Source organism: Nitrospira sp. Kam-Ns4a (assembly GCF_965152595.1).
On the sequence record NZ_OZ224218.1, the window covers coordinates 2992796 to 3018759 of the forward strand.

Sequence of the window (25964 nt, forward strand, 5' to 3'; positions counted from 1 at the left end):
CGGGCCGGCTGGTAGCGTGCTAGCATCGCTGCAACAAGGAGGCTCCGTATGGCGTGGAGGGAATGCCGATCCGCTCGATGGCTGCCGCTGGTTGCGCTGTTCCTGCTCGGTCCAGCCTGTACGACCAAGGGGACGACCAAGGCCACGACGGACCCGACGACGGACATCCTGTCCAGCACGAGCGGGCGGACCTGGTTCAGTGAAGAGGGCTTGGTCCGGGAGGAGTACAAGGTCACAGCCTTCGCCACGATCAACTTCGACCATTTGCGGCAGGAGATGGCGCGGGGCGACGGCGAGTACCTGACCGCGCTGGGGACGTTGCTAGGCGTGCCGGCTGAGCGTCGGGGCGAGTTCTTCCTCCTGACCCGGGAGCGGTACGTCACGCTCTTCCGGACGGATCGGACGACACCCGAGGAGATGCTGGCGTCGCTCAGGCGGGAGCTGGCGCGGCATCCGGAGTTGACCCCGGAGCGGCCTCGACCGGGCCCCTCGACTCCGTCGTCGTAACGAGCCCAGGGGCTGTCGGCTCGCGGGCGAGTCCGGTGCGGACCGGCAGCCCGTCCCGGAACACAATGAAATAGGCCGGCGAGGCCGGCACGCGCGCCCCTGGCAGGATCACCCCAACCAGGTTCAGTGGATCGGCGCCGGAGAGCCTGATCTCCTGCATCGGGCCGCGCCCGCCGCGAGCCGCCGCTTTGCGGAGCGCCCGCAAGGATTCGACCGCCTCGGGCAGCGCAAATTGCTCGCCGGTGAACCCGCCGAGGAACCGCCCGCCCCGCACCTCGCCCCGCAGTTCCATCCGGCGATAGATGACGAGGAGGTCCCGCCAGGCCGGACAGAGTGACTCCCGCTTGAGCAGATCTCGAAAGACCACCCCATAGCGCCGCAGGAGCTGACGGGCCATCGGCTCCAAGGAGGTGGTGGGTGAGGAGTGCGGGGTGATGGGAAGACGCAGGAGCGCCCAGCGCCCCGTGCCGTGGCGGGGTCGTCGCGCCCGCTCCCGGCCCTGGGCGCGCCGGCGCCGCGGATCGAGCAGCGCCCGTAGATTGTCGAACCCGTCGGCCGTGACCAGCCCCGCCGCCACCAACTCCCACAACCCATCCTCCACCTCGGCCGGCAGGCGGCCCGTGCCCGCGGTCAAATCCGTAAAGAAACTCGCCCCGCGCGCCTCGAGCCAGCGAAGCAGATCCTGCGCCGTGCCGCTGAGCCCCGCGGGCGACCGGACGCCGGCCTCTCCGGATTCGGCCAGGCGCAACAGCCAGCCAGCGTCCTCGCGCGGGAAGAGGCTCAGGGGCGCCACGCTGGTCGGGATGATCCGTGGGGGCTTGCCAGCGCGCACGTTGTCCTGGATGGTGGCGGGCGCGCCGGTCCGTCCCAGCAATCCAGGATGCGGGGAGAGCCGGCCCCAGGCCACGGCCCCGCTCAAGCACAGGCGGTCCAGGACTGCGGGATCGTACTTGGCCATCCGGACCGGCAGGAGGAAGTGCTCCCAGGCGGAGGCGGCTGCCTCGAAGCCCGCAAGCTGCCGGATGACCTCCAGCAGCCCCTCCTCTCCGTGCAGCCGGGCGCCGGGCGCCACGTGCTGCCACTGGAAGAGAAACCGCATGAAGTCCGCCGTCGTCACCGGCTCGACCTCGCGCCGCAGCCGGCCGACGGTCAGGCGGTGGATCCGCGTGAGGAGCCGCCGATCGCACCACTCTTCGGAAGCGGGTGCTGGGTGGGGAAAGGGCCGAAAGTGACCGCGCAAGACCTGACCCTCGGCCTCCAGCCGGAGCAGGGCCGTCCGCACGAGGTCGCTCGGGAGGCAGAGCGTCCCCGCCAACTCCGCGGCCGTCGTTGGCCCCGTGCTCTCCATCCAGCCCCGAACGAGGGTCGCCACAGCCTCCCCGCGGTCCAGCGCAGGCACGGCCGGGCTCGGCACGGCGTCGGGGAAAATAGCCCGCACCACGGCCAGCCGCTCGGTGGCGACCCATCCGGTCACGGTCTCAGACGGGGCGACGGGGCAAGAGGGCGAAGCGGGAGGATCGGCTCCCGGCGTCCCCGCATCCCCGCGTCTCACCGCCATGATGACCGCGCGACCGGTCTCGAGCAAGACTGGGAGATGGGCCGCCCATTCGCCTGCCCGCGCGGCCGGCACCCAGATCAGCGATAGCAGCGCGTCATGCAGCTCATCGGGGTCCCGTACGACGGGCCAGGCCTCCTCCGCCACCTCGGCAATGGCGGCCGGATCCAGCGCCCCCAGGCCCGCCGCCAGGTCCGGCGGCAGGCTGCGCCGCATCTCCACCGCCCGCGCGCGGCGCTCCTCCAACGGCGCGTCATCCAGGTAGGCGTAGGGATTCGCGTTCAGGATCTCGTGGCTGAAGGGCGAGGGGGCCGGCGTGTCCACGGCCAGGCAGCGGATCTCGCCGTGCTCGATCTGCCGCAGGACAGCCACGAGCCCCTCGAAATCCATCGCCTCGGTCAGACAGTCGCGGATCGTCTCCGTGACCAGCGGATGGTCCGTGGGCGCCTGATAGACCGCATCGTCGCGGTGGTTGTCCTGGCAGGCCATCGCACCCGGGAAGATCGCCGCGAGGAGGTCCTCCGCCCGCATGCGCTGGATCTGAGGCGGGACGCGGCGCCCCTCCGCGAACCGGAGCAGGGCCAGGGCCCGCGTCGCGTTCCAGCGCCACCGTGTGGCGAACATGGGGGCGGCCAGCACGGCCGGGACGAGCGTCTCCCGCAGGGCGTCGGCCTGGAGAAACTCGAAGACCGCCGCCAGCGGAAAGCTGTGGTGCTCGCCGAGCGAGAGGACCAGCCCCTCGTCGGTCGCCGCTGCCTGCAGTTCGAAGTCGAACGTCGTGCAGAACCGCTTCCGGAGCGCGAGCCCCCAGGCCCGGTTGATCCGCCCACCGAAGGGCGCGTGCAGGACGAGCTGCATCCCGCCCGCCTCGTCGAAGAACCGCTCCGCGATCACGGTCCGCTGGGTCGGTACCGTCCCGAGCACGGCGCGGCCAGCCGCCACGTAGGCGGCGGCTTGCTCAGCGCCCCGGCGGTCCAGGCTGCAGGCGTCGGCGAGCCAGCGCACCGCCTCCGTCAGGTCGGGCTCGGCCGCGCCGACGGGGCCCGGCCGCAGCCGCGCTTCAATCTCCTCCCGCACCGCCGCCACGGCCGCGGACAGCTCACGCGTGCGCGCCGGCGCTTCACCGCGCCAGAAGGGAATCGTCGGTGGCGCCCCGTGGGCGTCTTCGACCCGGACCTTGCCCATCTCGACGCCGCGGATGCGCCAGGACGCGTTGCCGAGCAGGATGATGTCCCCAGCCAGGCTCTCGACCGCGAAGTCCTCGTCCACCGACCCCACCACGGTCCCCTCCGGCTCGGCCACGACGACATAGTTGGCCGTGTCCGGGATCGCACCGCCGGAGGTGATGGCTGCGAGCCGGGCGCCCCGGCGTGCGCGGAGCCGGCCGTTGATCCGGTCATGGTGGAGATAGGCCCGTCCTCGGCCGCGCCGGGTAGTCACGCCCTCTGCCAGCATCCGGACGACAGCGTCGAAGTCTTGCCGCGCGAGGTCCCGGTAGGGCCAGGCACGTCGGCAGAGGGCGAACAGCTCCTCCTCCCCCCACTCCTGCGCGGCGACTTCGGCCACGATCTGCTGGGCCAGGATATCCAGCGGCGCCGGCGGCACTGCGATCCGGTCCAGGGTCCCGCTCCGGATCGCCTGCACCAAGGCGGCGCACTCGACCAGCTCGTCGCGGGTCGTCGCGAAGAAGCGCCCCTTCGGCACCGCCCCGACCCAATGGCCGGCCCGGCCGACCCGCTGCAGCGCGGTGCTGATCGCCCGCGGGGAGCCGATCTGGCAGACCAGGTCCACGGTCCCGACGTCAATGCCCAGCTCGAGCGAGGCGGTCGCGACGACGACGCGGGTCTGCCCGCCCTTGAGGCGCTCCTCGGCCGACAGCCGGATCTGCCGGGACAGGCTGCCGTGATGCGCAGCCACGACCTCGGCACCCAGGCGCTCCCGCAGCCGCTCGTCGAGCGCATGCGCCACGCGCTCGGCGAGCCGGCGGGTGTTCACGAAGACGAGCGTCGAGCGGTGTTCGGCGACCAGCTCGGCCAGACGGTCGTAGATGTTGCTCCAGATCGCGTTCGTCGCCACCGCGCCCAGCTCGTCCTTCGGCACCTCGACCGCCAGATCCAGCTCTCGCTGGTGGCCGACGTCCACCACCAGGCACGAGGCACCCGACTCTTCACCGCTCGCCCCTTGCCCCGTGCCACGCGCCCCTCCCGCACCCACCAGGAAATGCGCGATCGTTTCGATCGGCCGCTGCGTGGCCGAGAGGCCGATGCGCCGGGGGCTGACAGGCGTGAGGCCCTCCAGCCGTTCCAAAGACAACGCCAGGTGCGCGCCGCGCTTGTTGGGCGCCACCGCGTGGATCTCGTCCACGATGACGGTGCGGACGTCGCGGAGCAACGCGCGGCTCTTCCGGGCGGTCAGGAGCAGGAAGAGGGATTCCGGTGTGGTGATCAGGATGTGCGGGGGCCGCCGCAACATGTGCTGGCGGTCTGAGGCCGGGGTGTCACCCGTGCGAACCGCGACGCGGATGGCCGGCAACAGCCATCCGGCCGCGAGCGCCGCCTCGGCGATCTCCGCCAGCGGCTGGCGGAGGTTCTTCTGCACGTCGTTGCTCAGCGCCTTGAGCGGCGAGACATAGAGGACCTGCGTCCGCTCCTCCAGCTCGCCGGCCAGCGCCTGGCGAAAGAGGGCGTCCAGGCAGGTCAGGAACGCGGCCAGGGTCTTCCCCGAGCCGGTCGGCGCGGCGATCAGGACGTGGCGGCCAGAGGCGATCGCGGGCCAGGCCTGCGCCTGCACCGCGGTGGGGGCGCCAAAGCGCCCGCGGAACCAGTCCGCGATGACCGGGTGAAAGCCAGACAGGACCATGCGGCCGCATCTTAAAGCGAATTTCCTGCTTGTCAACCGGCGGGCGCCGAGACCCGGGGGCGCCTGGCTTTTCCTCGCCCCTATCCCTGCACACAGGAGACGACTGGCCCAGGGTCGGGGCTCTGGCTCCGCCGGTTCGATGCGATCGCGCGATCCAGGAGATCGCCGCAGTTCATGCAGCGCCAGACGGTCAGCCACACCATCTCTTCGTTCATGCACACCAGTCCGTCCACCACCATCAGCCCTCGGCAGCGTCGGCATTCCATGACCGCTCCCTCCCTGCGAGCAATTCCACTGGATCCCGCGCGTCCGAGCCGCGACGCACCCCTTCCATGGAGATGCCAGGGTACCTACACTACCGCCAAACTCTAACCTGGTATGTAGGGTGGAGTCAGAAGACTGGCCGCCAAACCGCAGGTTCTCTTGACAGCGATGTCGGTGGTTCCCCTGACGCCTGTAACTTTGGCGGCAAAGCCTGACAAACTGCGGGGCGCCAGGGTGGTGAGTTGCGAGGAAGCCCGCCGCCGCTGGGGCGTCCCGGCGGGCTCTCGGCGACCAGTTCCGGCACCCGGACCTGTACGAGTCGCTCGCGGCGATCGAGGCCTAAAGCCGGAGCATCCCGATGACCGAGAGGCAGACGAGCAGGTTGTTGATCGCGTGAGCGGCCATGCCCGGCAGCAGGCTGCCGGTCTTCTCGTAGGCCAGCGCCCACACCACCCCGCTCCAGAGGACGCTGGCGAATCCCAACAGGCCATATCCATGGGCGAGCGCAAAGAGCCCCGCGCTCAACAGGGCGGAGGTGCCCACCCCGAAGCGGCGCCGGAGCGTGCCGAACAGGAGCCCGCGAAACACCAGCTCCTCGAACACCGGCGCAAAGACCACGTATTCCACCAGGGTCGTCGCCACCACAGGCAGCGGCTCCCAGACCAGGTCCGCGTCGAACCACTCGGTCCAGTGACTGGTCAGCGCCAGCCCGTCGGCCGCCAGACCGAGGACGGCTTCGCCGAGAAAATCGAGGGCGGCCACCGCCAGCGTGGCGAACCCGAGCCGGCCCAGGGCGCCAGGCATCGGCCGCAAGCCCAACCCTTCCCGGAAGCCCAAGCCGACCGGCCGAAGCAGGTGCCGGTCGGCCAGCACCAGCAGCGGCAGGCTGGCGGCGATCGTTCCGAGCAGCCGGAGCACCAAGTTGTCCCCGTCGGCGAACAGGAACAGGAGCGTGAGCGCTGCGCCAAGCGCCCCGCCCCGGATCAGCACGACGACGCCCTCCCGTCCCCGCCAGAGCGGCGGCACCGGTGCGGTGCCGATGGGCAAGAGCCGGCGCCCTCGATTGTCGAAGACGATCCTGAGGAGGACAAGTCCTCCGAGCACGGCCAGGAGCCCCTGGACCAAGGCCAGCAGGCGGAGCCGCCAGAGCAGCGGTGCCGTGCGGGCCGCCCAGGCCTCCTGCGTGGCCTGCTCCAGGAGTCGGTCGCCCGCACGTTGGGCGAGCCGGAGGGCGAGCTTGTCGTAGAACCAGTCGGAGGGCAGCAGTTCGGCCAACTCGGCCTGCAGCTCCTCCTCGACCGCAGACGGGAGAGGCGTCGGCAGGTAGGCGGCCCGAACCAATCGGGCGAGGGACGGCCAGGGCTCCACGCGGTGCGCCCAGTCCTCCGCCTTCCGGCGGACGGCCTCCGTCCGGCCGGCCTCCCCCTCCAGGATCGCCAGGCGCAGGTGCACCGAGAGATCATCCACGGCGCCGGCCAGTTCCTCATACCACCCGATGGCCGGCTCCAGGTCCCCCGTTCCTGCCCCGAGCAGCATCGTGTAGAAGACCCGTTCCAGGACGGGAGCGCGGGCGAGCGCCTCCTCGATGTCCAGGGCGCGGCCGACCGTGAGCGCAAGCGCCCGCTCGGGCGACGGGACGCGCGCGAGCGGCGGGACAGTGAGCTGGAGCCAGGCGAAGAGTGCGAGACAGGCGGCCAGGACCAGGGCGCTGGCGACGGTGAGCCCACGCGACCAGGTGGACCGGCTCGGCGGCGCCGCGCCCGTGCCCCCCTCAGTCCCACCCATGAGCGCCGTTCGTTCCTGAGTCACAGCCGCCCCTCCCTCCCGGAGCAGGGGGCGGGAGTATACCACAGCGGCTCGGGCGGGGCCGCCGACGGGGGCGCCGTCCCGCTCGCCCTTGGCGCAACTGAGCGCAGTTCGGTATACTGAACCGCCCGTTCGCGGCCAGTCGGCGCCGCGCGCCGCGCCGACTCGGCCGCCCGCACCCGTTCCGGAGTTCCGTCGCATGGCCGCGCCGATCGGCGAGCTTGCGCCTCCGCCCCGCCTCCTGCTCGGTCCCGGGCCGAGCCTGGTGCACCCGCGCGTTTTGCGTGCAATGGCCTCACCCCTGCTCGGGCACCTCGATCCGGCCTTCCTGCACCTCATGACCGAGATCCAGGACCTGCTGCGGCAGGTCTTCCGCACACGCAACGCCTTCACGATCGCGGTGTCGGGCACCGGCTCGGCAGGGATGGAGGCAGCGCTCGTGAACCTGATCGAGCCGGGCGACCTGGTACTCGTCGGCGTCAATGGCGTCTTCGGCGGCCGCATGGCGTCGGTGGTGGAGCGGTGCGGGGGCAAGCCGATCCGGATCGAGGCGCCGTGGGGGCGGGCGATCGAGCCCGAAGCCGTGGAACACGCGCTCGCCCGCTCCGGTCCGGTCAAGGCCGTCGCCCTGGTCCACGCCGAGACCTCCACGGGCGTCCACCAGCCGCTGGAGCGGATCGGCGAGCTGTGCCGGCAGCACGGCGCGTTCCTCGTGGTGGACGCGGTCACGTCCCTGGGCGGGCTCCCCGTCGAGGTGGATGCCTGGGGCATTGATGTCTGCTACAGCGGCACCCAAAAATGCCTGAGCTGCCCGCCCGGCCTCGCACCGCTCACCGTGAGCGACCGCGCGCTGGCAGCGGTGCGGGCGCGCAAGGCGCCTTGTCAGAGTTGGTACCTGGATTTTGCGCTGATCGCGGACTACTGGGCCGAGTCCAAACGGGCCTATCACCACACGGCGCCTATCTCAATGCTGTACGGGCTGCGCGAGGCCCTCCGCCTGGTGCTCGAGGAAGGGCTGGAAGCTCGGTTCGCCCGCCACCGGCTCCACAGCGCGGCCCTCCTGGCCGGGCTTGGCGTGCTGGGTCTGGCGCCGCTCGCCGAGGAGGGGCATCGGCTGCCGAGCCTCAACTGCGTCGTCGTCCCGCCGCCGATCACGGAGGGCGCCGTGCGCGCCGCGCTGCTGCAGGAGTTCGGGATCGAGATCGGCGGTGGGCTGGGCCCGCTGCAGGGCCGGGTCTGGCGCATCGGCCTGATGGGAGAATCCGCGACCCGGCCCAACGTGCTCGCGCTGCTGAGCGCACTGGAGGAGATCTTCATCCGCTGCGGCTGGCTCGGCCGAGCCGGCGCCGCGCTGGAGGCCGCCGCACGGATCTACGCCGAGCCGGCCCAGGGGCTCAAGAAAGGAGAGGCATGACCACCGTCAAGCAAGTCGCGTTGTGGGGCGTGGGTGCGGTGACGCTCGCGGCCGTGGCCGCCCTAACCTACTGGGGGGTCTCCTCCCTCAACAGCGAAGAGCAGGAGAACCTGTCGCTCCCTCCGGAGAAGGTCGCGGAGTATGTGCATGCCGTGATCGAGGCCAGCCGGACGGTCTACACGAAGAACGTCGTGGACAAGATGCAGGAAAAGGGGATCGTCGTCGCGGCCGAGCATTGGCGGCAGCAGAACGCCCTCCCGCTCCCCGCCCAGTTCCTGATGGACAGCGGGCGGCTCGTCGCGGAGAAGGGGAGCGGCATCAAGTTCCGCCTCGCCAGCCTCTGGCCCATCTACGTGTGGAACGCCCCCGCTACCGAGTTCGAGCGCCAAGGGCTCGAGGCCGTCGCGAAGAATCCCTCCCGGCCCTACAGCGGTTTCGTCCGCATCGGGCGGGACCGCTATTTCCAGGCCATCTACGCCGACCTGGCCATTAGCCATGCCTGCGTGGACTGCCACAACTCGCACATGAACAGTCCCCGGCGGGACTTCAAGCTCAACGACGTAATGGGCGGCATCGTCATCTCGATCCCGGTTGGTCAGTGACCGCCTGATCCTCGGCCAGCCGCAGCCTTTTGCGTAGCCTTCGCCGAGGCAGCGGGCATGGGCTCCGCCCCGGGCGGCCGCAGCGGGCAGCGAATTCGGAAGGTCGTGCCGACCCCTTCCTCGCTCTCAACGCTAATCTCGCCCCCGTGCGCGTCCACGACGTTCTTGACGATCCGGGTGCCCAGTCCGGTGCCGCCGACCTTGCGGCTGATGGCGCGGTCGGTGAACAGGCTGTCGCGCACCGCCGCCGGCATGCCCCGCCCCGTGTCCGCCACGGTGAACAGCACCGCGTCCCCCTCAGGCGCGAGGCGGCCGCTGACTGTGACGGAGCCGCCGGGTGGCACCTCGGGGATCGCGTTGTTGACCAGATTGTAGAAGGCGGTGTAGAGCTGCCGCTCGTCGGCCAGCAGCGTCGGCAGGGCATCGAGGCCCTCGGCGCGGAGCCCCACGCCCTTCTCCTCCGCCAACAGCCGAAGCGTCTCCAGGACGCTGGCCATGACTTTCCCCGCATCGCAGGGGGCAAACTCCGGCGGCGCGCTGAGCCGCTTGACGCAATCCGCCACCTGCTTGAGCCGGTCTTGAATGCGGCGCGCGGTGTCGCGCAACATCCGGATGACCTCGTCGCACAGCTCGCGCGTCGGCTGCGCCTCCGCCGCCCGCTCGCGAGGCAACCCCTCGAAAAACTGGTGCAGGCTCGACTGGAGCATCCCCACCCCGCAGATCACGGGGGTCATCAGGTTGCTGACGTCGTGCCCGATGTCGCCGACGAGGCGCCCCATCTCAGCCAGCTTGGCCTCTTCGTAGAGCCGCCCCTGCTCGATGCCCGCCGCGATGAGCGCGCCGATGATCATCAGCACGGTGAGGTCGTCCTCGCCGAGCCGGCCCTTCCGCTTGTTCAGGACTTGCAGGACCCCGATCGGCTTGCCCTGCCACCGCTTCAGGGGGACCGTGATCAGGTCGCGGGTGCGGTAGCCGGTCTTGGCGTCGATCTGGGCCAGGTGCCGCGCATCCCGCTTGACGTTGGCGGTCACGTGCGGCTCGCCGGACGTGAACACCGCCCCGGCGATGCCCTGGTCCCAGGGAATCTCGGTCCCGCGCAGGCGGTCCGCTTTCACGCCGATGACGTGCCGGAAGTTCAACTGCCTGGTCTGGGGATCGGCGAGCAAGACCGAGCCGGCCTCCGCCCCGACCACGTCGAGCGCGGTCCGCAGGGCGTGCTCGACGACGTCGTCCAGGTTGGTCTGTTGCGAGAGCGCCTGGCTGACGCGGAGAACGGCCTCGATCTCGCGCTGCAGACGCGCAATCCGCTGCTGGTGGCCGCGGCCGGCCGGCATAGCAAATCTCCCCGAGGTGTGCTATGGTAGCCAATCGGCGATTCCTGTCAAGGTCGGACCGCGAGCCCCCGCCTGTCCCCGGCCAACTTCCAGAGCGGCTCTCCGCCGCTCCCTTGCCCTGCGGACCAGTTCGGCGGCCCGATCGGATCCGTGGGAGGACGGACAGGCCCACGGGGCGACCGGGCCGCGGGCGGCCGATCAGACGACAGGGGGCAGGGAGACGAGATGAGCTGGGTCCTGCGCCACGCACGGGTGATTGACGGCCTCGGACGGGTCCGCGACCGGGCCACGGTCGTAATCCGCGGCGACCGCATCGCCGCCGTCGGCGAGGATCGCGGCGTGGCCCGGCCCAAAGGCGCGGTCGAGGTGGACGCGGCCGGCTGCACCGTGCTTCCCGGCCTCATGGATTGCCACGTCCATCTCGGCCTCGGCGCGGAAGCGGACGTCATCCGCACGATCCGAGAGGAGTCGCCCGGGCTCACCCTGCTCAAGGCCAGCCGGTTTGCCCGGCTCACGCTCGAGGCGGGCTTCACCACCGTCCGCGACCTGGGCTACCGCGACCATGCGATCTTCGCGCTCAAGGCGGTCATCGCGGCCGGGCTGCTGCCCGGGCCGCGCATCCTCGCGGCGGGGCTCGCGATCTGCATGACCGGCGGGCACGCCCGCTTTATCGGCCGGGAGGCGGACGGCCCGGCGGCGGTAGTCGCGGCCGTCCGGGAGCAGCTCGCGGCGGGCGCGGACGTCATCAAGTTCATCGCGTCCGGCGGCGTGCTCACGCCTGGCACCGCGCCGGACCGCCCGCAGATGACCTCCGAAGAGCTGGCTGCGGGCGTCGCCGAGGTGCGCCGGGCCGGGCGCCGCGCGGCCGCGCACGCCCACAGTGCCGAGGGGATGAAGAACGCAGTCCGGGCCGGCGTCCACTCGATCGAGCACGGTACCCTCATGGACGAGGAAGCTGCCTCGCTCATGCGGGAGCGCGGCGTCTTTCTGGTGCCGACACTCTCGGCCCTGGCCACGACCGCAGAGGCGGGGTCGTCCTGCGCGATCCCGGCCGAGGCGTTGGACAAGGCCCGGACGCTCCAGGCCCGGCACGAGGCCAGCTTCAAGCTGGCGCACCGCATGGGCATCCCGATCGCGCTCGGCACCGATGCGGGCACCCCCGCGAACCATCACGGCGAGAACGCCCAGGAACTGGAGCGGATGGTGGCGCTGGGCATGAGCCCGATGCAGGCGATCGTCGCCGCCACCGGGGCGGCCGCTCGGCTGCTCGGGATCGCAGACCAGGTAGGCGCGATCGAGGCGGGCAAGCTCGCCGATCTCTTGATCGTCAAGGGCAATCCCCTGAAGCGGATCGGCCTCCTCCGGGACCGGGAGCGGATCGTCGGCGTGATGCAGGGTGGCCGGTTCGTTGCGGGGGCCCTCGTGAAAACCCCGTGATGCGTGATCGGTGAGCAGCGATACACAAGCCCTTAGACTGACCCAGCACCCCTCACTCGTCGCGCATCACGATCTTCTCGCGTAGAACAGTTCGAGCGCGTCCCGGAATCCTTGCAGGCGGCCCCGCCGGTACGTTTCGCGGAGCCGAGCCTCCATCTCCTTGACCTGCCGGTCGTCGTCGCCCCTCACCACGTGCTGACTGACCAGAATCTTCAACGCCACGCCGACCAGCTTCTCCTGCTTCGCCTCTGCCTCCGCACCGAGCAACTCCGCCAGCGCCTCGGCCCCGCGTTCCAGCACCACCGTCTCCTGGAAGCTGTCGTAGCCCTGCCGCTCGACGGTCCGCTCGCGGATGAGGCCCAGCTCGGCCTTGATCCGCGCCACGTCCTTCATGAGCAGGGTAAAGACCTCCTTCCGGCCTTCGTCGCCGAGCCGCCGCTCCATCTCCGCAAGGACGACGGCGGGATCAGGGGGCTCCGGCCGGTATTCGTGATAGAGGCCGTAGTGGAGCCGCTCGTAGGAGCGGCGCGTCTCGGGGTCGCCGAGGACCTCGTAGGCGGCGTTGATCTCTCGGATCTTCGCCTCGGCCTCCTTGCTGCCGGGATTGCGGTCCGGGTGGTACTGGAAGACGAGCTTGCGGTAGGCCTTCTTGATGTCCTCGTCCGAGGCCTCCCGGGTGACGCCGAGCGTGGCGTAGAAGTCGAGCGTCGCCATCGCGCGAGACTATAGCACCGGGTCCACCGGTCCGCAACCGGGTGCCCTGGGCCCCGCACGCGCGGACGCCCGGCATTGACCTGGCGCGAGGATTCCTGTATGGGAGAACGGCCGAATCATCGGAGACAGGTGGGACAGTGGCGCGCACGACGGCTCCCTCGATGAGGCGATCCTGGTACGAAGGCGTGACGCCCTATCAATGGCTGGTGCTGTTCGTCGCCTGGCTGGGCTGGGTCTTCGACTCCATGGACGCGACGATCTATGCGATCGTCCTCCACCCGGCCCTCGAAGAGCTGCTGAGCGCCAAGGCCGGCGGCGGGCCGGTGCCTCCCGAGCTGATCGGCTGGTACGGCGGGATCATCCTCTCCATCTTCCTCGCCGGCTGGGCGGTGGGTGGGGTGTTCTTCGGGGTAGTGGCCGACTTCTTCGGCCGGACGAAGACGCTCATCGCGACAATCCTGATCTACGCGATCTTCACCGGCATGGCCGCGCTCGCCCAGGACTGGTGGCATCTCGCGCTCTACCGGTTCCTGACCGCGCTGGGGATCGGCGGCGAATGGGCCGCCGGCGCCGCGATTGTGGCGGAGGTCTGGCCCGAGGACAAACGGTCGAAGGCCGCCGGCATCCTGCAATCCGCCTGGGCCGCGGGCTTCTTCCTCGCCGCCGCCGTGAACCTGCTGCTCAAGGGGCACGGCTGGCGGGTGCTGTTCGTGGTCGGGATCTTGCCCGCGCTCGTGGCGTTGCTGGTCCGCCTGATGGTCAAGGAACCGGAGCGCTGGGTGCGGGCCCACGAGCGGGAACGCCAAGCCGGCACGAGCCGCCAGACCAAGCTGCCCGCCCTCTTCCAGGCGGAACTTCGCCGCTCGACGGTCGTGGGTTCCTCCCTCGCCTTCGTAGCGGTCTTCGGGCTCTGGGGCGCGACGAACTGGACGCCGACGCTGATCGGCGCGTTACCGGACCTCAAGGACGTCGGCAAGGCCGCCCTGGCGGAATACGTGAGTTACGCGATCATGGCATTGAACCTCGGCGCCGTCCTCGGATATCTCAGCTTCGGGCCGCTCGCTGATCGCTGGGGCCGCCGCGCCGTGTTCGCCGTCATGTGTGCGGGCAGCCTCGTGATGGTGCCCGTGACCTTCCTCACGCCCCATTCCTACTGGCACGTCCTGCTGCTGCTGCCGGTGCTCGGCTTCTTCAACAACGGCATCTTCAGCGGCTTCCCGATCTACCTACCCGAGCTGTACCCCACGCGGCTGCGCGCCACCGGCGCGGGCTTCTGCTTCAACGCCGGCCGGGTTCTCGCCTCCCTGGGGCCCTTTCTCACCGGCTTCCTCGTGACTGCGCTCGGGACCTTCGGCCAGGCCGCCAGCACGGTGGCGCTGATCTATCTGCTCGGCCTCGCCGTCCTCCCCTTTGCGCCCGAAACGCGCGGTCAGCCTCTGCCGGACTAAGGGGCCGACTACTCCAGTAGCCGCAAAAACCCCCAGATCACGAGGGCGACCGCGGCGATCAGCATGCTCATTACGGCGTAGGCGAGAAGCTCCGCCATCGCCCTTCACCTCCCGGTCTCACCGATGGGCGTTCCGGCGCTCGGCCCCAGGCGAGTCAGACGGCCTTCCGCAGCGTGGTGCGGCCGGCATCGCTCGCCTGCCCCTCCGGCTCATCCATGAAGGTCGCCCAGATAGCGGCGGCCCACGTCAGCAGCATGAGGCCCAGGAGCGTCATGACGGCATACATGGCTCTCACCTCCATCGCAATCGTAAAAGAGAAGAAATGGTTCGCAGCCCAGCGGGGTATCCTGAATGCTGTAGTAATCTATCGGGAGAAAAAGTCAACGTGCCCCGGCGAAGAACTTCCGGCCGCTCAGCGGGGGCTCTTGACCGGCCCGGGGCCGGTGTTTACTACAGTTGACGAGTTGGCGGGCTGTCCCGCGCGAGCCGGCCGAGGACCGATCGGCCCGCTGGCGCGTTCGAACGGCCGCCCTTCGACAGAAAGGAGGGATCGCGATGACGATCAATCGAGCTCTCCCCGCTCTCGTGCGGGAGCCCTTTGATCTCCAGATTGACCGGCTCTTCGACGAGGCCTTCAGGAGCCTCGCCTGGGAACCCGCCGTGTGGACGCCGAGCTACAACGCCTACGAGGACGACAACGGCTTCTGCGTCCAGTTTGCGGTGCCTGGCCTGGAGATCAAGGACATGGAGATTACCGTGGAGGATGGCGTGCTCACCGTCAAGGGCGAGCGCAAGGAGGATGCTTCGGACTCGCGCCGGACCTACCATGTCCGCGAGATGGCCTGGGGGGCTTTCTCCCGGTCGTTGACGCTCCCGTCCTCCGTGGACCACGACAAGGGCTCGGCCTCGCTGCACCAGGGAATCCTGTCCATCTATTTCCCGAAGCGCGAGGAGGCCAAGCCACGGCGTATCGCGATCGAGTGCAAGTGACGGATCCGCGGCGGGCGCCGCTGGCGCACAGCGTGGCGGTGCCCGCCTCACCTTCACCTTGAGGAGGAGTCCCCGATGGAACTGATGTCCAAGATCAAGGAGATGATCCCGTGGCGGCGACGACCGGTCGAGACCCACGAGGTGGTGTCGCTGCGGGACGATATCAACCGCTTGTTCGACCGCTTCCTCGCCTCGGCTTTCGACGGCGACTGGATGCCAGCCAGAGGTTGGTGGCCAGGCACCGAAGTGGAAGAAACCGAGGATGAGGTGATCGTCCGCGCGGAAGTACCCGGCCTTGATCCCAAGGACCTCGACGTCACGGTTCGCGACGGTATGCTCCAGATCCGGTACGAACGGCGCGAAGAGCGCCGCGAGCGCGCCGGCAACGGGGGATTCACCGAGTCCCGGTATGGAGCGATGGCTAGAACCGTGGCGTTGCCCGACGGGCTGGACACCGCCGCGGCGAAGGCGACCTGCAAGCACGGCCTCTTGACCGTGCGCATTCCGCGGACGCAGGAGGCAAGACAGCGCGTTCGTCGGATCCCCGTGCAAGGATGACAGGGACGCGAGGACCGGCCCGCCACGCGGAGCCGGCCTCCTTATGTTAGGAAGGAGGTGAACAGGATGATGGACCTGAGTTCGGTGGTTGATGCAACGCTTGTCTTGCTCGCAGTGGTGGCGACTTTCATGACCGGCATCTCGACCATCCACTCACCGTCCACCACCATGTCCGCCGCTTCCGACGTGGGAAGCCAGGCCGGTCTCCAGTTGTCGGACCATTCGCACCGCAAAGCCGCCTGATCATGACTGACCGGCAGGGGGGCTGCCTCACGCACGGCCCCCCGTTCCGTTTCCCCAGATTCGTCTGACGAGCGCGCGTTCCTCGTCCGGCGTCTGGACCTCCCCGTTGACGCGGGCCGCGGTCAGCGCATCCAAGATGCGCCGATAGAGCGGCCCCGGCTTCAGGCCCATGGCCTTCAGATCCTCCCCGGTGAGGGCCGGCTTGATGTTCCGATAGGTGCTCAGGAAGGCCGTGATCTGCCCCTTCACGGCCTCGGATCCGCTCTTGGCCATCAGGTATAGCAAGGCCTCCTCAGGCAGGTCCTTCAGCACTCGGACGATCTCGGCCGGCCTGGCCTTGGGCCGTCGGCTCAGCTCGCGGAGCAGGCGAGGCGCAGCGGCATGCCCGGCCCGGACCTTTGCAGCCTGGCGCTCGGGGAACGCGAGCCGATGGAGCGTGTCGCCGACCGCCGTGGGTGTGAGCTCGTCCAGCAGCGCGAGGAGATAGACGAGCCGGCTGTCCGCGCCCGCTTCCCGGCCGTCTCTCGGGTCGGAAGGCCAGGTCAGCTTGGCCAGCCGATACCAGGCCATCACGTCCTCGACGGCCTTCAGCAGGTTGCCTCGTCGCGCCGACCACGTGAGCGCCGGATGGATGAACCGCAACAGGCCCAGATCGCCCAGGCGAGCCAGCCCCTTCCGGGGCTCCTGCTCCTGGCACAGCAGGAGCAGCTCCTCCCGCAGCCGGTCCCCCGAGAGACGATGGAACAGGTCCATCGCGGCGGCGCCCTTGATCAGGGCGAGCGTCTCCTTGCTGAGCCGGAACCCGAGCCGCTGCTCGAAGCGGATGGCCCGGAACACCCGCGTGGGGTCCTCGACGAAGCTCAGGCTGTGCAGCACCCGGATCGTGCCCTCGTTGAGATCGCGCTGCCCTCCGTAGTAATCAATCAACTCGCCGAACTGCCGGCCGTCCAGCCGGATCGCCAGCGTGTTGATGGTAAAGTCGCGGCGGTAGAGGTCCTGTTTGATCGAGCTGCGCTCCACCGTCGGCAGCGCGGTCGGATACTCGTAGTATTCGGTCCGGGCGGTGGCCACATCCAGCTTGAATCCATCGGGGAAGAGTAGGACCGCCGTGCCGAACCGCTCGTGCGTCCGCACGCGGGCGCCGACCCGGCTCCCGAGGGCCCGCGCATAGGCGAGCCCGTCGCCCTCCACGACCAGGTCCACGTCCAGGTTCTCGATCCCGAGGAGGAGGTCCCGGACGAAGCCGCCGACGGCATAGACCGGCGTTCCGCTCTCGTCTCCCAGCCGCCCCGCCTCCTCCAGCAGCCGATACACGGACTCCGGCAGCCGCGCCCGCAAAGTGGCCCGCAAGTTCCGCCGCACGGACGAGGGTGGCGGTGCCTCGCCCTTGGCGCGGGCGCGGGCCGCGAGCACGATGTCCTCGTGCAGCGTGCGGAGCAGGTCCGTGCGGGTAATCACTCCGACGACCTTGCCCTCCGCCAGCACGGGCACGAAGCGCTGGTTCCGCTCGATCATCTGCGCCTGGATGTCGCGGAACGGGGTCTCCGGCGACGCCGTATAAACGTCCGTGCGGCCGATTTGCCGGACCGGGGCGGCTGCCAAACCATGGAAGAGCGCTTTCTGGACGCTCTCCCGGGTGATGAGCCCCCGAAAACGCTCCCGGCTGTCCAGGAGCGGCAGGACGTTGACGCCGTAGGTCGTCATCCGGCGCTCCGCCTCGGCGACCGTGACGGTCCAAGGAATCGCCTTCACCGGCTTGGTCATCACATCGCCAGCGAGGAGGATCGGCCAGCGGCGTTCGAGCAGCCAGCGCCGAAGCTGTTCCCGGACCTCGAGCACCGTCTGCCCCTTCACCGTGGCCGCCGCGGCGACCGCATGGCCCCCGCCCCCGAACGCCCGCGCCAGTTCCCCGACATCAATGGCGGGAACCCGGCTGCGGCCGATGATCTGGACCTTGTCCCCCATCGCGATCGCCGCGACGACCGCATCCAACCCTTCCAGCTCCGCCATCCGGTGCACGACCTCCGCCAAATCGCCTGTATAGCGGTCGTAGGTGCTCGACGCCAGCAGCACCTTGCAGCCCTCGAGGTACAGGGTCTCGCTCGATTGGAGCAGATCATTGAGCAGGGCTACCTGCTCGGGGTCCAGGTGCCGCTGCAGCACCGTGCCGACCGTGGTCAAGTCCGCGCCAGCCCGCAGCAGCCAGGCGGCCGCATCCAGGTCCCGCGGCGTCGTGGAGGCGTAGGCGAGCGAGCCGGTCTCCTCGTAGAGGCCCAGCGCCAGCACGGTCGCCTCGAAGGGGCTCGCGGTTAGGCCATGGGCCTGCAGCCGCTCGATCATCAAGGTCGTCGTCGCACCGACCGGTTCGGCCACGTACAGCTCGGCCCGTCGGGCCGTCTCCCTGGCGGCTGCGGCCGCCGGGTGATGGTCGAAGACATGCAGGGCCACGCCGGGCCGGTCGAGCAGGCGCTTGAACAGCCCGATCCGCTCAGGATCGTCCGTATCCACGAGCACGAGGCGGGTGATGCGGTCCAAGTCCAGCGCCTTGGCTTTGGTGAGCCCCAGGTCGTGCACCGCCAGAAACGCCCGGACGGCGTCCTGAGCGCCGCCGGGGAGCGCCAGCGCCGCGCCCGGATAGAGCTTCCGTGCGGCGACCATGGCGGCGAGGCCGTCGAAATCCGCGTGCAGGTGGGTGGTGATCAGATCCACGGGCGGGATTCTAGCAGGGCTACCCGACGTCGGGAAGCGGAGTTTGGGAGAACCGGCGGCTCAGCGGCGGGCGCGGGCCGCGACCGCGAAGGGGAGAAAATACCGGTCCAGGCTCTCCAGATCGCTCCCGTACTCCGTCCCGCCCAGCATAGCGTCACACAAGAGTTCCCGCACCCGCGTCAGCTCCTTCCGGCGACCCGCCCACCGCGGATCGCCGATCGTCAAGTCGAGCAGCTCCACCGCCCGCACGAAGGCCCGCTCGCAGAGTTGCGCATCCCTGCCCTGCCAACGGCGCATCCGGGCCACCTCGCTGCCGACGTTGGCGAGCTGCTCCACGAGCGACAGCGTCTGCCACCGGCCGGCGGCCAAGCCGGCATGCTGATACGCGATGGGGATCGGTCTTATGCGAGATGACGATCGCCAGCGCGCGGAGGCGGCGGCGCTGCCGGAGGGCGTTCAGCGCTGCCGTGCGAAGACGATATCGCCGTAGTAGGCGGTCGCCGTCTCTCCGGTATCGTCCGTGTCCGTCATGATTGCCACGCCGGAGACCGGCGGCGGCTCCTCGCCGAAAGCCCGCTGGTAGTCCTCGTAGAGGTTCCGCTCCTCGCTGACCCATTGGTTGAGCTGGGCGGTCCCGCTCTCGACCACGATCATCATGGCGCGGGCCGTATAGGCGTTCGCCACGAGCGTTCCTTTCGGCGCCCGGCCATCCCAAATGTAGTTGAGCGCCCCGAGCGGCGGATACTGGCCGTACAACAGCCGCACCGCCTCGTACTTCGCCTGCTCCAGGAGGCCCACCTTCTTCGGATCGTACTCGAACGTGATGTAAAGGCGGGCCGGGTAGTCGTCGCCCTCTTTGCGGGTGATGTCACCCTTCGCGAGCACGTTGGCGACCTTCCAGCGCCAGCGGATGATCGGATAGACCTTCGGATCGATCCTGACCTCTCGGATGAGCCCCGAGGCCGCCCCCTGGCTGGTCGCTTTCACGACGACCGTCCCGTCTTCAGCGACCAGCTCGTAGCGCGTCTGCCGCTCGACCTTTTTGAAGGTCAGCGGCTTCCAGCCCTCGGGCAGGGTCCCGCCCGCCTTGGCGGCGGAGAACGTGCCGACCTCCAGCACCGCCGGCTCCGCCGCCCGGAGCGCCGAAGGAGCGCAGACCAGCAGCAGGATCCACCACGCCAGGAGCCGGCCGATGCTCGAGCCGTGAGCGCCGGCGGCTGTCGTCATCGCATCCACGCGAATAGCCTGGTCAGCATACGCTTCTTCCCTTCCGTGAACCTGGCCTTCCGCCAGGCGTTCGCCACCTTCTTCACGACCTCGCCCTGAGTCGGGTACGGATAGATGGTGCCGCAGAGGGTGCGGAGCCCCAGGCCGGCCGTCATGAGGATCGAGAACTCGTTGATCAGGTCCCCCGCGTGGGCGGCCACAACCGTCGCCCCGAGAATTTTGTCGGTCCCCTGCTTCACGTGCACCCGCGCAAAGCCCTCCTCCGCCCCGTCCAGGATCGCCCGGTCCACCTCATCCAGCTTGTACGTGAAGGTCTCGATCGCGATCCCCTGGACCCTGGCCTCCGCCTCGTACAGCCCCACGTGTGCGACTTCCGGGTCCGTGAACGTGCACCAGGGCATGATCAGGGACTCCGCGCTGGCAGAGCCCAACCCGAAGGGGTGGGGAAACAGCGCGTTCTGGATCACGATCTGCGCCATCGCGTCGGCCGCGTGCGTGAACTTGTATTTCGAGCAGATGTCGCCGGCGGCGTAGATCCGCGGGTTTGTCGTCTGGAGCCGGGCGTTGACCTTCACGCCGGTCTGGTCGTAGGCGACCCCAACCCCTTCCAGGTTCAGCCCTTCCACGTTCGGCGCGCGGCCAACGCCGACGAGAATCTCATCTACGACCACGTCATAGCGCCGGCCGTGCGACTCCACGGTCAGCCGCTTCCCGCCGTCCGCTGTGCCGACGGCCAGGTCCTTGCCGCAGCAGAGCAGCGAGACTCCGTCGCGTTCCATGGACTTGAGCACGATCGCCGCCGCGTCGCGGTCCTCGTTCGGCAGAATGCCGTGGAGCGCTTCGACGAGATAGACCTGGCTGCCGAACCGCGCGAAGGCTTGCGCCAACTCGCACCCGAGCGGCCCGGCGCCGATCACGCCCAGCCGGCGCGGCAAGTCCGTCAGCGAGAACACCGTCTCGTTGGTCAGGTAGCCAGCCTCCTGCAACCCCGGGATCGCCGGGGCGGCAGCCCGCGCCCCCGTACAGATCGCCGCCTTGGCGAACGTCAGCGTGCGGTCCCCAGCCCGGCCCTCCACGGTCACGCGGTCCGGACCCACGAAGCGCGCATGCCCGAGATAGACGTCCACGCCGAGACTCCGGTACCGGTGGGCCGAATCCGTGTGGCTGATCCGTGCCCGCAGGCGACGCATCCGCACCATCGCTTCGGCGAAATCGTATTTGACGCCGGGCGGGACATGGACGCCGAAGCCCTCCGCGCGCTGCACTTCCGCCCAGACGCGCGACGCGCGAATCAACCCTTTGGACGGGACACAGCCGACGTTCAAGCAGTCGCCGCCCATCAGGTGCTTCTCAATCAGCGCGACCTTAGCGCCCAGCCCGGCGGCCACGACGGCGGTCACGAGCCCGGCAGGCCCTGCGCCGATCACCACGAGGTTGTACCGGCCGGCCGGTTGGGGGTTCACCCAGTCCGGCGGGTGGACGTTCCGGACCAGGACCCGATTGGGCTCGTCGTCCGGATGGACTGTCACCGTGTCCATGGCAAGGCTTCCAGCGATCAGCGAGGAGCCGTCAGTTTTCGGTACACGACCGGCGCGAGCGCCAGCAGCCCCAGCAGCGTGAAGGCCAGCAGGACGTTGGGCGAGGCGATCTCGTTCAAGGAATTGATCGTCCCCAGTTGGCGGCCCGCATAGGCGTAAACGAAGCTGCCGGGGATGATGCCCAGCGCGGTCGCCCCGACATAGGTGGCGAGGCGGATGCGGGTCAGCCCGGACATGGCGTTCACGATGAAGAACGGAAAGATCGGGATGAGCCGCAAGGTCATCAGGTAGCTGAACGCATTCTTCGCGAATCCCTCTTGCATGGGCGCCAGCCACCGGCCGAACTTCCGTTCCACCCAGTCCCGCAACAGGTAGCGGGAGGCGAGGAACGCGAGCGTGGCGCCGGTCGTCGCGCCCAGGTTAACGTAGAGGGTCCCGGCCAGGCTGCCGAACAGGAACCCCCCGGCCAGGGTCAGGATCACCGCCCCGGGGAGCGACGCCGCCGTCACCACGACATAGGTGAGGACGAAAAGCCCCACGGCCGCCCCGTAATGCTCGCCGGTGAATGCGAGCAGCCCGTCGCGGTTCGCCTTGAGAGCCTCCAGCGACAGGTACCGGCCGAGGTCGAAGTAGAAGAACGACGCGATCGCGCCGGCGAACAGCGCCAGCACGATCACTTTTCCACGGCTCGATGGGCGGGCCGCCGGCTCTGTCTCGACGGAGACCTGCATGGCCATCTCCCCCCGTATCATAACGACCTCTGCGATCCCTGTCAATTTCCAGGTCGCCCGTCCTTCCGGCCCCAGCAATCAGCGGGCAAGCCTTGTTCAGTCACCTGTCAGTTGGACAAAGGAGGGTCACGGTCGGGAGATTCGACGACCGGCCGAGTGTCCTCGCGGCTCGTGGGAGTTAGACGGGATGAAGCCGGACGGCCTGCGAGCAGACGCCCTCAGTTCCAGGTGACGTCGTCCTGATTCATCAGGAAGTCGATCAGCTCAATGCTGTCCCGCAACGCGAGCTGCGCCTCCTCGGACATGGACAGGATCGCGCCGACGGGCCGGCCCGCCTCCAGCTCTTCCAAAGGTGGAAGGCCCTGCGGCTCAGGTTGCTCGTGCTCGGACCGGAAGCTTGCCATAGTCGCTCCTGCAAACCCTGCGGCTGTCACTCCAACGCCCTTATCATAACACAGGTTGCCGCCGAACACCGGGGGGAGCCCAAAAGCGACGGGATTCCAGGGCGATCGGAGCCAGCCGGAGGGCAGCCTCCGGCTGGGGCGACGGCTCGGGTCAAGGAGCGCTATCCACCGGCGCCAAGGCGCCCAGGTAAACGAAACCGCCGACCTGCCGGAGGGGCGTGTCCGACCGGAGGCGGAAATCATCCGCGGCCGCATCCACGAACCGCGGGTCGGTCCGGACATCGGAGTCGGCCTTCAGCTCGGGGGCCGGCGCGCGCGGGGGACCGGCGGCGAGGTAGTCTCCGTCGCTGTTGTAGAGGGCGTTGTACGAGATCACCGGCCTGCTGCCCGTCGCCACCACAAAGCCCACCTTGTTCAACCCGATGATGTTCCCCGACGCCTCGCCGCGCGACGTGCCGAGAAAGGCGACACCGCCTCCGTTCTTGACGATCGTGTTGCTGACCAGCGCGGCCCGCGCGCCGTCGGTCACCACGACGCCCTCGAAGAGGTTCCGGGTGATCACGTTGCGCTCGAGCCGGACATCGGACTTGCCGGCGACGGTGACCCCGTGGTCGTTGTCGTGAACGACGTTCTCGATCAGGACCGCCTGCGCGTCCGCGAACTGGACGCCGGTCGTCTCGCTCCCGCCGATGACGCTGCGCTCGATCCGGACGTCCTGGACCTGCTGGGCGAAGACCATTCCCTTCACCCGCAGGTCTCGCAGGAGAATCCGGCGCCCGTTGAAGATCCCGAGCGCGTGCCCGCCATGCTCGTTGATCGTCAGCCCGCTGATCTCGATGTCCGTGGCCCCATACGGCCATTTGCCGATGTGAAAGACCCCCACCCGGTTGCGTCCCAGGATCGTGACCCGGTCCCGGCCCTCCCCGATCAGCTTCAGGCGCTCCTTGCTGTGGATCGTGACATCCTCCGCATAGGCGCCGGCCTTGATCCGGATGGTGTCGCCCTGGCCCGCCTGGTCAATCGCCTCCTGGATGGAGCGAAAGTCACCGGTGCCATCGGCCGCCACGACAAACGTGCGGGCCGCCGGTGCGGCCTCCTCTGCCTGGACCGGCGCGGCAGGCGGCTCGGCCTGGACGGCCGAGCCGCCCCAGGCCGCGACCGCGGCGAGCGCCAACGCAAGCAGGCTGGATGGGAGGACGCGCGGTTTCATCGCTAGCCTCATACAGGGCTGTGCAGCGGCAAGTCAAGCGACTGGCCAGGGCGCATGCCGATCGCCGGACGTCCCCCTCGTTCCTTGTGAGCCCCGCCAGCCGCATGCTATTCTCCGGCATGTTGCTCGTCGGACTCACGGGCGGGTTGGCGACCGGAAAGAGCACGGTCGCGCGGCTCTTCCAGGATTGCGGCGCCTACGTCATTGACGCGGATGAGCTGGCCCGCCAGGTCGTGGAGCCGGGCAAGCCGGCGTGGCGGGACATCGTGCGCACCTTCGGCTCCAAGGTGCTGCGTCCAGACCGCAGCCTGGACCGCGCGGCACTGGCCCGGCTCGTCTTCAGCCGCCCCACTGCCCTCCGCAAGCTCAACGCCATCGTCCACCCGCGGGTGGCCCGCGAGCAGGCCAAACTGACGCGCGAGATCGCCAGGAAGGATCCCCGAGCCGTGGTCATCTACGATGTCCCGCTCCTGTTCGAAGCCGGAGTGGACCAGCGCGTGGACACCACGCTCGTTGTGACGGCCGACCGCCGGACCCAGCTCGCCCGCCTCCAGGCCCGGAACGGCTTCTCCCGCACGGAGGCCCTCCGGCGCCTCCGCGCCCAGATGCCGCTGGCCCGCAAGGTCAAGCTGGCCGATTATGTGCTGGATGGAACCTTGCCCCTGTCCAAACTCCGCACCGCCGTCCGCACGCTCTTCCAGGCCCTGCAATCTCGTGCCTAACCTCCGCTCGCCCACACACGGACGCGCGGGCCGCGCTGGCGCAACATTGGTCCAGATCGGACAGATCCAGGCTTGCGCGACGAGAAGACGGCCCGTGCCCAGGGGCACTTATTAATCGGAGCATGAAATACTTGACATTTGACGGGCGATGGTTATCACGTGGCCATGCGTGCTCGAACCCGGGATGCGCGGCACCTGTCGCCCGAAGCTCAAGAAGTCTTGCGCGAGAAGGCCGTGGCCGCTGTCAAGCAGCAGGGGCGCTCCAAGGCCGAAGTCTGTCGGCTCTTCGGCATCAGTCGGCAAGCCCTGTACACCTGGTTGAAGCGCCAGGCGCGGGGGGGCCGGCACCCGCTGAAAGCGCGACCCCGGGGCCGACCGCGCGGCGGCCAGCTCAAGGGCTGGCAAGCGGCCCAGGTCGTCCGCACCTTGACCCACTGCTGTCCGGAGCAGATGCACTTGCCGTTCTACTTGTGGACCCGCGAAGCGGTCGGCGAGCTGATCGCGCGCCGGTACGGGCTTCGGCTGTCGGTCTGGACCGTCGGTCGCTACCTGCGGGCCTGGGGCTTCACCCCGCAGAAGCCGCTGCGACGGGCCTACGAGCGGGACCCGAAGGCGGTGCGACGCTGGCTGGAGGTCGAGTACCCCCGAATTCGGGCAGCGGCCAAGCGCGCGGGGGCCCAGATCTACTGGGGTGATGAGATGGGGCTGCGCTCGGATCATCAGGCGGGGACCAGTTGGGGCAAGCGCGGCCAGACCCCGGTGATCCGTGGCCCCGGTCGGCGCTTTCGCTGCAACATGATCTCGGCCATCACCAATCGCGGCCGGTTGTACTTTATGGTGTTCCGGCATCGCTTCACCGCACGAGTCTTCCTCCGATTCTGCCACCGCTTGCTCCGGCACGTGAGGCATCCGGTCTTTCTGATTGTGGATGGGCATCCCGTGCATACCGCGGCTGTCACCCAGCGGTGGCTCCACCGTCACCGCGATCGGCTGCGTCTGTTCTTCCTGCCACCCTACAGCCCGGAACTGAATCCCGACGAATATCTGAACCAAGACGTCAAGACCAACGCGCTGGGCCGTCGGCCGCCCCAGGACGCAGATGAGCTGGCGGTCAACGTCCGTCGCTATCTTCGCAGCACCCAGCGCATGCCGGCCGTGGTGCAATCCTTCTTCCATCACCCTGCGGTCCGCTATGCGGCTGAGTGAAAGGCGTCAAGTATTTTGCGCTCCCGGTAATACCACGGGAGCAAAATAGTTGACACCGGTGGTTGCCCTCCGTGAAGAGGGCTGGATCATTCAACGGAGGCAGTTCCGCGGCCCGAGGCTCCCTCGTCCCCGAGAGAAGATGGCCGAACCGGCGCCGCGCGCGACGCCGAGGCGACCGGCGACGCTGTTGTTTGCGAAAAATCGAGGACGGGGGGCGGCTCCTCTTACAGCATGCGCCGGCGGCCAAGGGCTACACGGTCCTGGCCGCACGGGACGGGTCGGAGGCCCTCCAGATCTGCCCAACCGATACGGGCCCGATCCGTCGCTGGCTCACCGACATCGCCATGCCGGGGCTGGGCAGCGGAGAGCTCGCGGACCGGGCCGTGCGCCTTCGTCCGGACATCAAGGTGCTCTTCATGTCGAGCCACGCCACGGCCCGTCTCCCACCGTCACGACTGACCCCAGGCTGAAGCGGCAGCCCCTGTG

Annotated in this window: 23 protein-coding genes and 1 pseudogene; 11 read left to right on the plus strand and 13 right to left on the minus strand. The window is 69.1% G+C overall.

All coding sequences use genetic code 11. The annotated features are described in order from the left end of the window. Window positions 1–48: 48 nt before the first annotated feature. Window positions 49–507 (plus strand): DUF3015 family protein, encoded by a 459-nt coding sequence (locus ACWHYQ_RS14910; RefSeq protein ID WP_447972907.1) that lies wholly within the window; start codon window positions 49–51, stop codon window positions 505–507. Here the strand turns inward: ACWHYQ_RS14910 and ACWHYQ_RS14915 are convergent. The 3 genes from ACWHYQ_RS14915 to ACWHYQ_RS14925 all read right to left on the minus strand — a co-directional run bounded on the left by ACWHYQ_RS14915 (window position 431) and on the right by ACWHYQ_RS14925 (window position 6994). Continuing rightward, window positions 431–4921 (minus strand): DEAD/DEAH box helicase, encoded by a 4491-nt coding sequence (locus tag ACWHYQ_RS14915; protein ID WP_447972908.1) that lies wholly within the window; start codon window positions 4919–4921, stop codon window positions 431–433. The genes ACWHYQ_RS14910 and ACWHYQ_RS14915 overlap by 77 nt on opposite strands. Window positions 4922–5001: 80 nt before the next feature. Continuing rightward, a complete protein-coding gene (locus tag ACWHYQ_RS14920) occupies window positions 5002–5187 on the minus strand; it encodes a hypothetical protein (RefSeq protein ID WP_447972909.1) in 186 nt (61 codons plus the stop codon). Between the two features lie 337 nt (window positions 5188–5524). Further along, window positions 5525–6994, minus strand: coding sequence for a CPBP family intramembrane glutamic endopeptidase (locus tag ACWHYQ_RS14925; RefSeq protein WP_447972910.1), 1470 nt, complete (start codon window positions 6992–6994; stop codon window positions 5525–5527). A gap of 196 nt (window positions 6995–7190) precedes the next feature. Between ACWHYQ_RS14925 and ACWHYQ_RS14930 the strand changes: the two genes are divergently transcribed. Beyond that, a complete protein-coding gene (locus ACWHYQ_RS14930; protein ID WP_447972911.1) occupies window positions 7191–8405 on the plus strand; it encodes a pyridoxal-phosphate-dependent aminotransferase family protein in 1215 nt (404 codons plus the stop codon). Next, on the plus strand, window positions 8402–9007 hold the full coding sequence (locus tag ACWHYQ_RS14935) for a Tll0287-like domain-containing protein (protein ID WP_447972912.1): 606 nt from the start codon (window positions 8402–8404) through the stop codon (window positions 9005–9007). Before ACWHYQ_RS14930 ends, ACWHYQ_RS14935 begins: the two co-directional genes overlap by 4 nt. Here the strand turns inward: ACWHYQ_RS14935 and ACWHYQ_RS14940 are convergent. Further along, entirely contained in the window at window positions 9001–10341 is a 1341-nt protein-coding gene (locus tag ACWHYQ_RS14940) for a sensor histidine kinase (protein ID WP_447972913.1), read from the minus strand. The two genes, ACWHYQ_RS14935 and ACWHYQ_RS14940, sit on opposite strands and share 7 nt — an antisense overlap. A 225-nt stretch (window positions 10342–10566) precedes the next feature. Between ACWHYQ_RS14940 and ACWHYQ_RS14945 the strand changes: the two genes are divergently transcribed. After that, window positions 10567–11778 carry an amidohydrolase family protein gene (locus tag ACWHYQ_RS14945; protein ID WP_447972914.1) on the plus strand — a complete coding sequence of 404 codons (1212 nt, stop codon included), beginning with the start codon at window positions 10567–10569 and terminating at the stop codon, window positions 11776–11778. Between the two features lie 474 nt (window positions 11779–12252). Here the strand turns inward: ACWHYQ_RS14945 and ACWHYQ_RS14950 are convergent. Then, a pseudogene (locus ACWHYQ_RS14950) lies at window positions 12253–12492 on the minus strand (DnaJ domain-containing protein); the annotation flags it as partial. Window positions 12493–12653: 161 nt separating this feature from the next. Between ACWHYQ_RS14950 and ACWHYQ_RS14955 the strand changes: the two are divergent. Continuing rightward, window positions 12654–13940: an MFS transporter gene (locus ACWHYQ_RS14955; protein WP_447972915.1), complete on the plus strand. Its 1287-nt coding sequence runs from the start codon at window positions 12654–12656 to the stop codon at window positions 13938–13940. 154 nt (window positions 13941–14094) lie between these two features. Here the strand turns inward: ACWHYQ_RS14955 and ACWHYQ_RS14960 are convergent, their stop codons facing one another. After that, window positions 14095–14226 (minus strand): hypothetical protein, encoded by a 132-nt coding sequence (locus ACWHYQ_RS14960; protein WP_447972916.1) that lies wholly within the window; start codon window positions 14224–14226, stop codon window positions 14095–14097. 269 nt (window positions 14227–14495) lie between these two features. On the opposite strand from ACWHYQ_RS14960, the gene ACWHYQ_RS14965 reads away from it, so the two are divergent. From ACWHYQ_RS14965 to ACWHYQ_RS14975, 3 genes are all read left to right on the plus strand, one after another. Continuing rightward, window positions 14496–14930, plus strand: a complete 435-nt coding sequence (locus ACWHYQ_RS14965) for an Hsp20/alpha crystallin family protein (RefSeq protein WP_447972917.1) — start codon at window positions 14496–14498, stop codon at window positions 14928–14930. A 75-nt stretch (window positions 14931–15005) separates the two neighbouring features. Then, window positions 15006–15488, plus strand: a complete 483-nt coding sequence (locus ACWHYQ_RS14970) for an Hsp20/alpha crystallin family protein (protein WP_447972918.1) — start codon at window positions 15006–15008, stop codon at window positions 15486–15488. Window positions 15489–15554: 66 nt separating this feature from the next. Continuing rightward, on the plus strand, window positions 15555–15731 hold the full coding sequence (locus ACWHYQ_RS14975; protein WP_447972919.1) for a hypothetical protein: 177 nt from the start codon (window positions 15555–15557) through the stop codon (window positions 15729–15731). Between the two features lie 27 nt (window positions 15732–15758). Here the strand turns inward: ACWHYQ_RS14975 and ACWHYQ_RS14980 are convergent, their stop codons facing one another. The 7 genes from ACWHYQ_RS14980 to ACWHYQ_RS15010 form a co-directional block, all read right to left on the minus strand. Next, on the minus strand, window positions 15759–18440 hold the full coding sequence (locus tag ACWHYQ_RS14980; RefSeq protein ID WP_447972920.1) for a CBS domain-containing protein: 2682 nt from the start codon (window positions 18438–18440) through the stop codon (window positions 15759–15761). Window positions 18441–18500: 60 nt separating this feature from the next. Next, window positions 18501–18809 carry a hypothetical protein gene (locus ACWHYQ_RS14985; protein WP_447972921.1) on the minus strand — a complete coding sequence of 103 codons (309 nt, stop codon included), beginning with the start codon at window positions 18807–18809 and terminating at the stop codon, window positions 18501–18503. Window positions 18810–18896: 87 nt separating this feature from the next. Beyond that, window positions 18897–19667 (minus strand): DUF3047 domain-containing protein, encoded by a 771-nt coding sequence (locus ACWHYQ_RS14990; RefSeq protein WP_447972922.1) that lies wholly within the window; start codon window positions 19665–19667, stop codon window positions 18897–18899. Next, window positions 19664–21205, minus strand: a complete 1542-nt coding sequence (locus ACWHYQ_RS14995) for a mercuric reductase (RefSeq protein WP_447972923.1) — start codon at window positions 21203–21205, stop codon at window positions 19664–19666. The genes ACWHYQ_RS14990 and ACWHYQ_RS14995 overlap by 4 nt, the downstream gene beginning before the upstream one ends. 17 nt (window positions 21206–21222) lie before the next feature. Next, on the minus strand, window positions 21223–21936 hold the full coding sequence (locus tag ACWHYQ_RS15000; protein ID WP_447972924.1) for a TVP38/TMEM64 family protein: 714 nt from the start codon (window positions 21934–21936) through the stop codon (window positions 21223–21225). 218 nt (window positions 21937–22154) lie between these two features. Then, entirely contained in the window at window positions 22155–22340 is a 186-nt protein-coding gene (locus ACWHYQ_RS15005) for a hypothetical protein (RefSeq protein WP_447972925.1), read from the minus strand. Between the two features lie 151 nt (window positions 22341–22491). After that, complete coding sequence (locus ACWHYQ_RS15010; RefSeq protein ID WP_447972926.1) at window positions 22492–23550, minus strand: right-handed parallel beta-helix repeat-containing protein; 1059 nt, start codon at window positions 23548–23550, stop codon at window positions 22492–22494. Window positions 23551–23669: 119 nt separating this feature from the next. On the opposite strand from ACWHYQ_RS15010, the gene coaE reads away from it, so the two are divergent. The 3 genes from coaE (at window position 23670) to ACWHYQ_RS15025 (ending at window position 25948) form a co-directional block, all read left to right on the plus strand. Then, on the plus strand, window positions 23670–24272 hold the full coding sequence (gene coaE / locus ACWHYQ_RS15015) for a dephospho-CoA kinase (RefSeq protein ID WP_447972927.1): 603 nt from the start codon (window positions 23670–23672) through the stop codon (window positions 24270–24272). Between the two features lie 165 nt (window positions 24273–24437). Beyond that, on the plus strand, window positions 24438–25478 hold the full coding sequence (locus ACWHYQ_RS15020) for an IS630 family transposase (protein ID WP_447972928.1): 1041 nt from the start codon (window positions 24438–24440) through the stop codon (window positions 25476–25478). 191 nt (window positions 25479–25669) lie between these two features. Next, window positions 25670–25948 (plus strand): hypothetical protein, encoded by a 279-nt coding sequence (locus ACWHYQ_RS15025; RefSeq protein ID WP_447972929.1) that lies wholly within the window; start codon window positions 25670–25672, stop codon window positions 25946–25948. Window positions 25949–25964: the final 16 nt, after the last annotated feature.

Excerpts from the sequence above, each read along its gene's own strand:
- ACWHYQ_RS15005 (WP_447972925.1), bottom strand. The coding sequence starts at position 22,340 with ATGGCAAGCTTCCGGTCCGAGCACGAGCAACCTGAGCCGCAGGGCCTT.
- ACWHYQ_RS15000 (WP_447972924.1), bottom strand. The coding sequence starts at position 21,936 with ATGCAGGTCTCCGTCGAGACAGAGCCGGCGGCCCGCCCATCGAGCCGT.
- ACWHYQ_RS15020 (WP_447972928.1), top strand. The coding sequence starts at position 24,438 with ATGCGTGCTCGAACCCGGGATGCGCGGCACCTGTCGCCCGAAGCTCAA.
- ACWHYQ_RS15010 (WP_447972926.1), bottom strand. The coding sequence starts at position 23,550 with ATGAAACCGCGCGTCCTCCCATCCAGCCTGCTTGCGTTGGCGCTCGCC.
- ACWHYQ_RS14990 (WP_447972922.1), bottom strand. The coding sequence starts at position 19,667 with ATGACGACAGCCGCCGGCGCTCACGGCTCGAGCATCGGCCGGCTCCTG.
- ACWHYQ_RS14960 (WP_447972916.1), bottom strand. The coding sequence starts at position 14,226 with ATGTATGCCGTCATGACGCTCCTGGGCCTCATGCTGCTGACGTGGGCC.
- ACWHYQ_RS14995 (WP_447972923.1), bottom strand. The coding sequence starts at position 21,205 with ATGGACACGGTGACAGTCCATCCGGACGACGAGCCCAATCGGGTCCTG.
- ACWHYQ_RS14930 (WP_447972911.1), top strand. The coding sequence starts at position 7,191 with ATGGCCGCGCCGATCGGCGAGCTTGCGCCTCCGCCCCGCCTCCTGCTC.
- ACWHYQ_RS14910 (WP_447972907.1), top strand. The coding sequence starts at position 49 with ATGGCGTGGAGGGAATGCCGATCCGCTCGATGGCTGCCGCTGGTTGCG.
- ACWHYQ_RS14975 (WP_447972919.1), top strand. The coding sequence starts at position 15,555 with ATGATGGACCTGAGTTCGGTGGTTGATGCAACGCTTGTCTTGCTCGCA.
- ACWHYQ_RS14945 (WP_447972914.1), top strand. The coding sequence starts at position 10,567 with ATGAGCTGGGTCCTGCGCCACGCACGGGTGATTGACGGCCTCGGACGG.
- ACWHYQ_RS14940 (WP_447972913.1), bottom strand. The coding sequence starts at position 10,341 with ATGCCGGCCGGCCGCGGCCACCAGCAGCGGATTGCGCGTCTGCAGCGC.
- coaE (WP_447972927.1), top strand. The coding sequence starts at position 23,670 with ATGTTGCTCGTCGGACTCACGGGCGGGTTGGCGACCGGAAAGAGCACG.
- ACWHYQ_RS14920 (WP_447972909.1), bottom strand. The coding sequence starts at position 5,187 with ATGGAATGCCGACGCTGCCGAGGGCTGATGGTGGTGGACGGACTGGTG.
- ACWHYQ_RS14935 (WP_447972912.1), top strand. The coding sequence starts at position 8,402 with ATGACCACCGTCAAGCAAGTCGCGTTGTGGGGCGTGGGTGCGGTGACG.
- ACWHYQ_RS14955 (WP_447972915.1), top strand. The coding sequence starts at position 12,654 with ATGAGGCGATCCTGGTACGAAGGCGTGACGCCCTATCAATGGCTGGTG.
- ACWHYQ_RS14970 (WP_447972918.1), top strand. The coding sequence starts at position 15,006 with ATGGAACTGATGTCCAAGATCAAGGAGATGATCCCGTGGCGGCGACGA.
- ACWHYQ_RS14965 (WP_447972917.1), top strand. The coding sequence starts at position 14,496 with ATGACGATCAATCGAGCTCTCCCCGCTCTCGTGCGGGAGCCCTTTGAT.
- ACWHYQ_RS14915 (WP_447972908.1), bottom strand. The coding sequence starts at position 4,921 with ATGGTCCTGTCTGGCTTTCACCCGGTCATCGCGGACTGGTTCCGCGGG.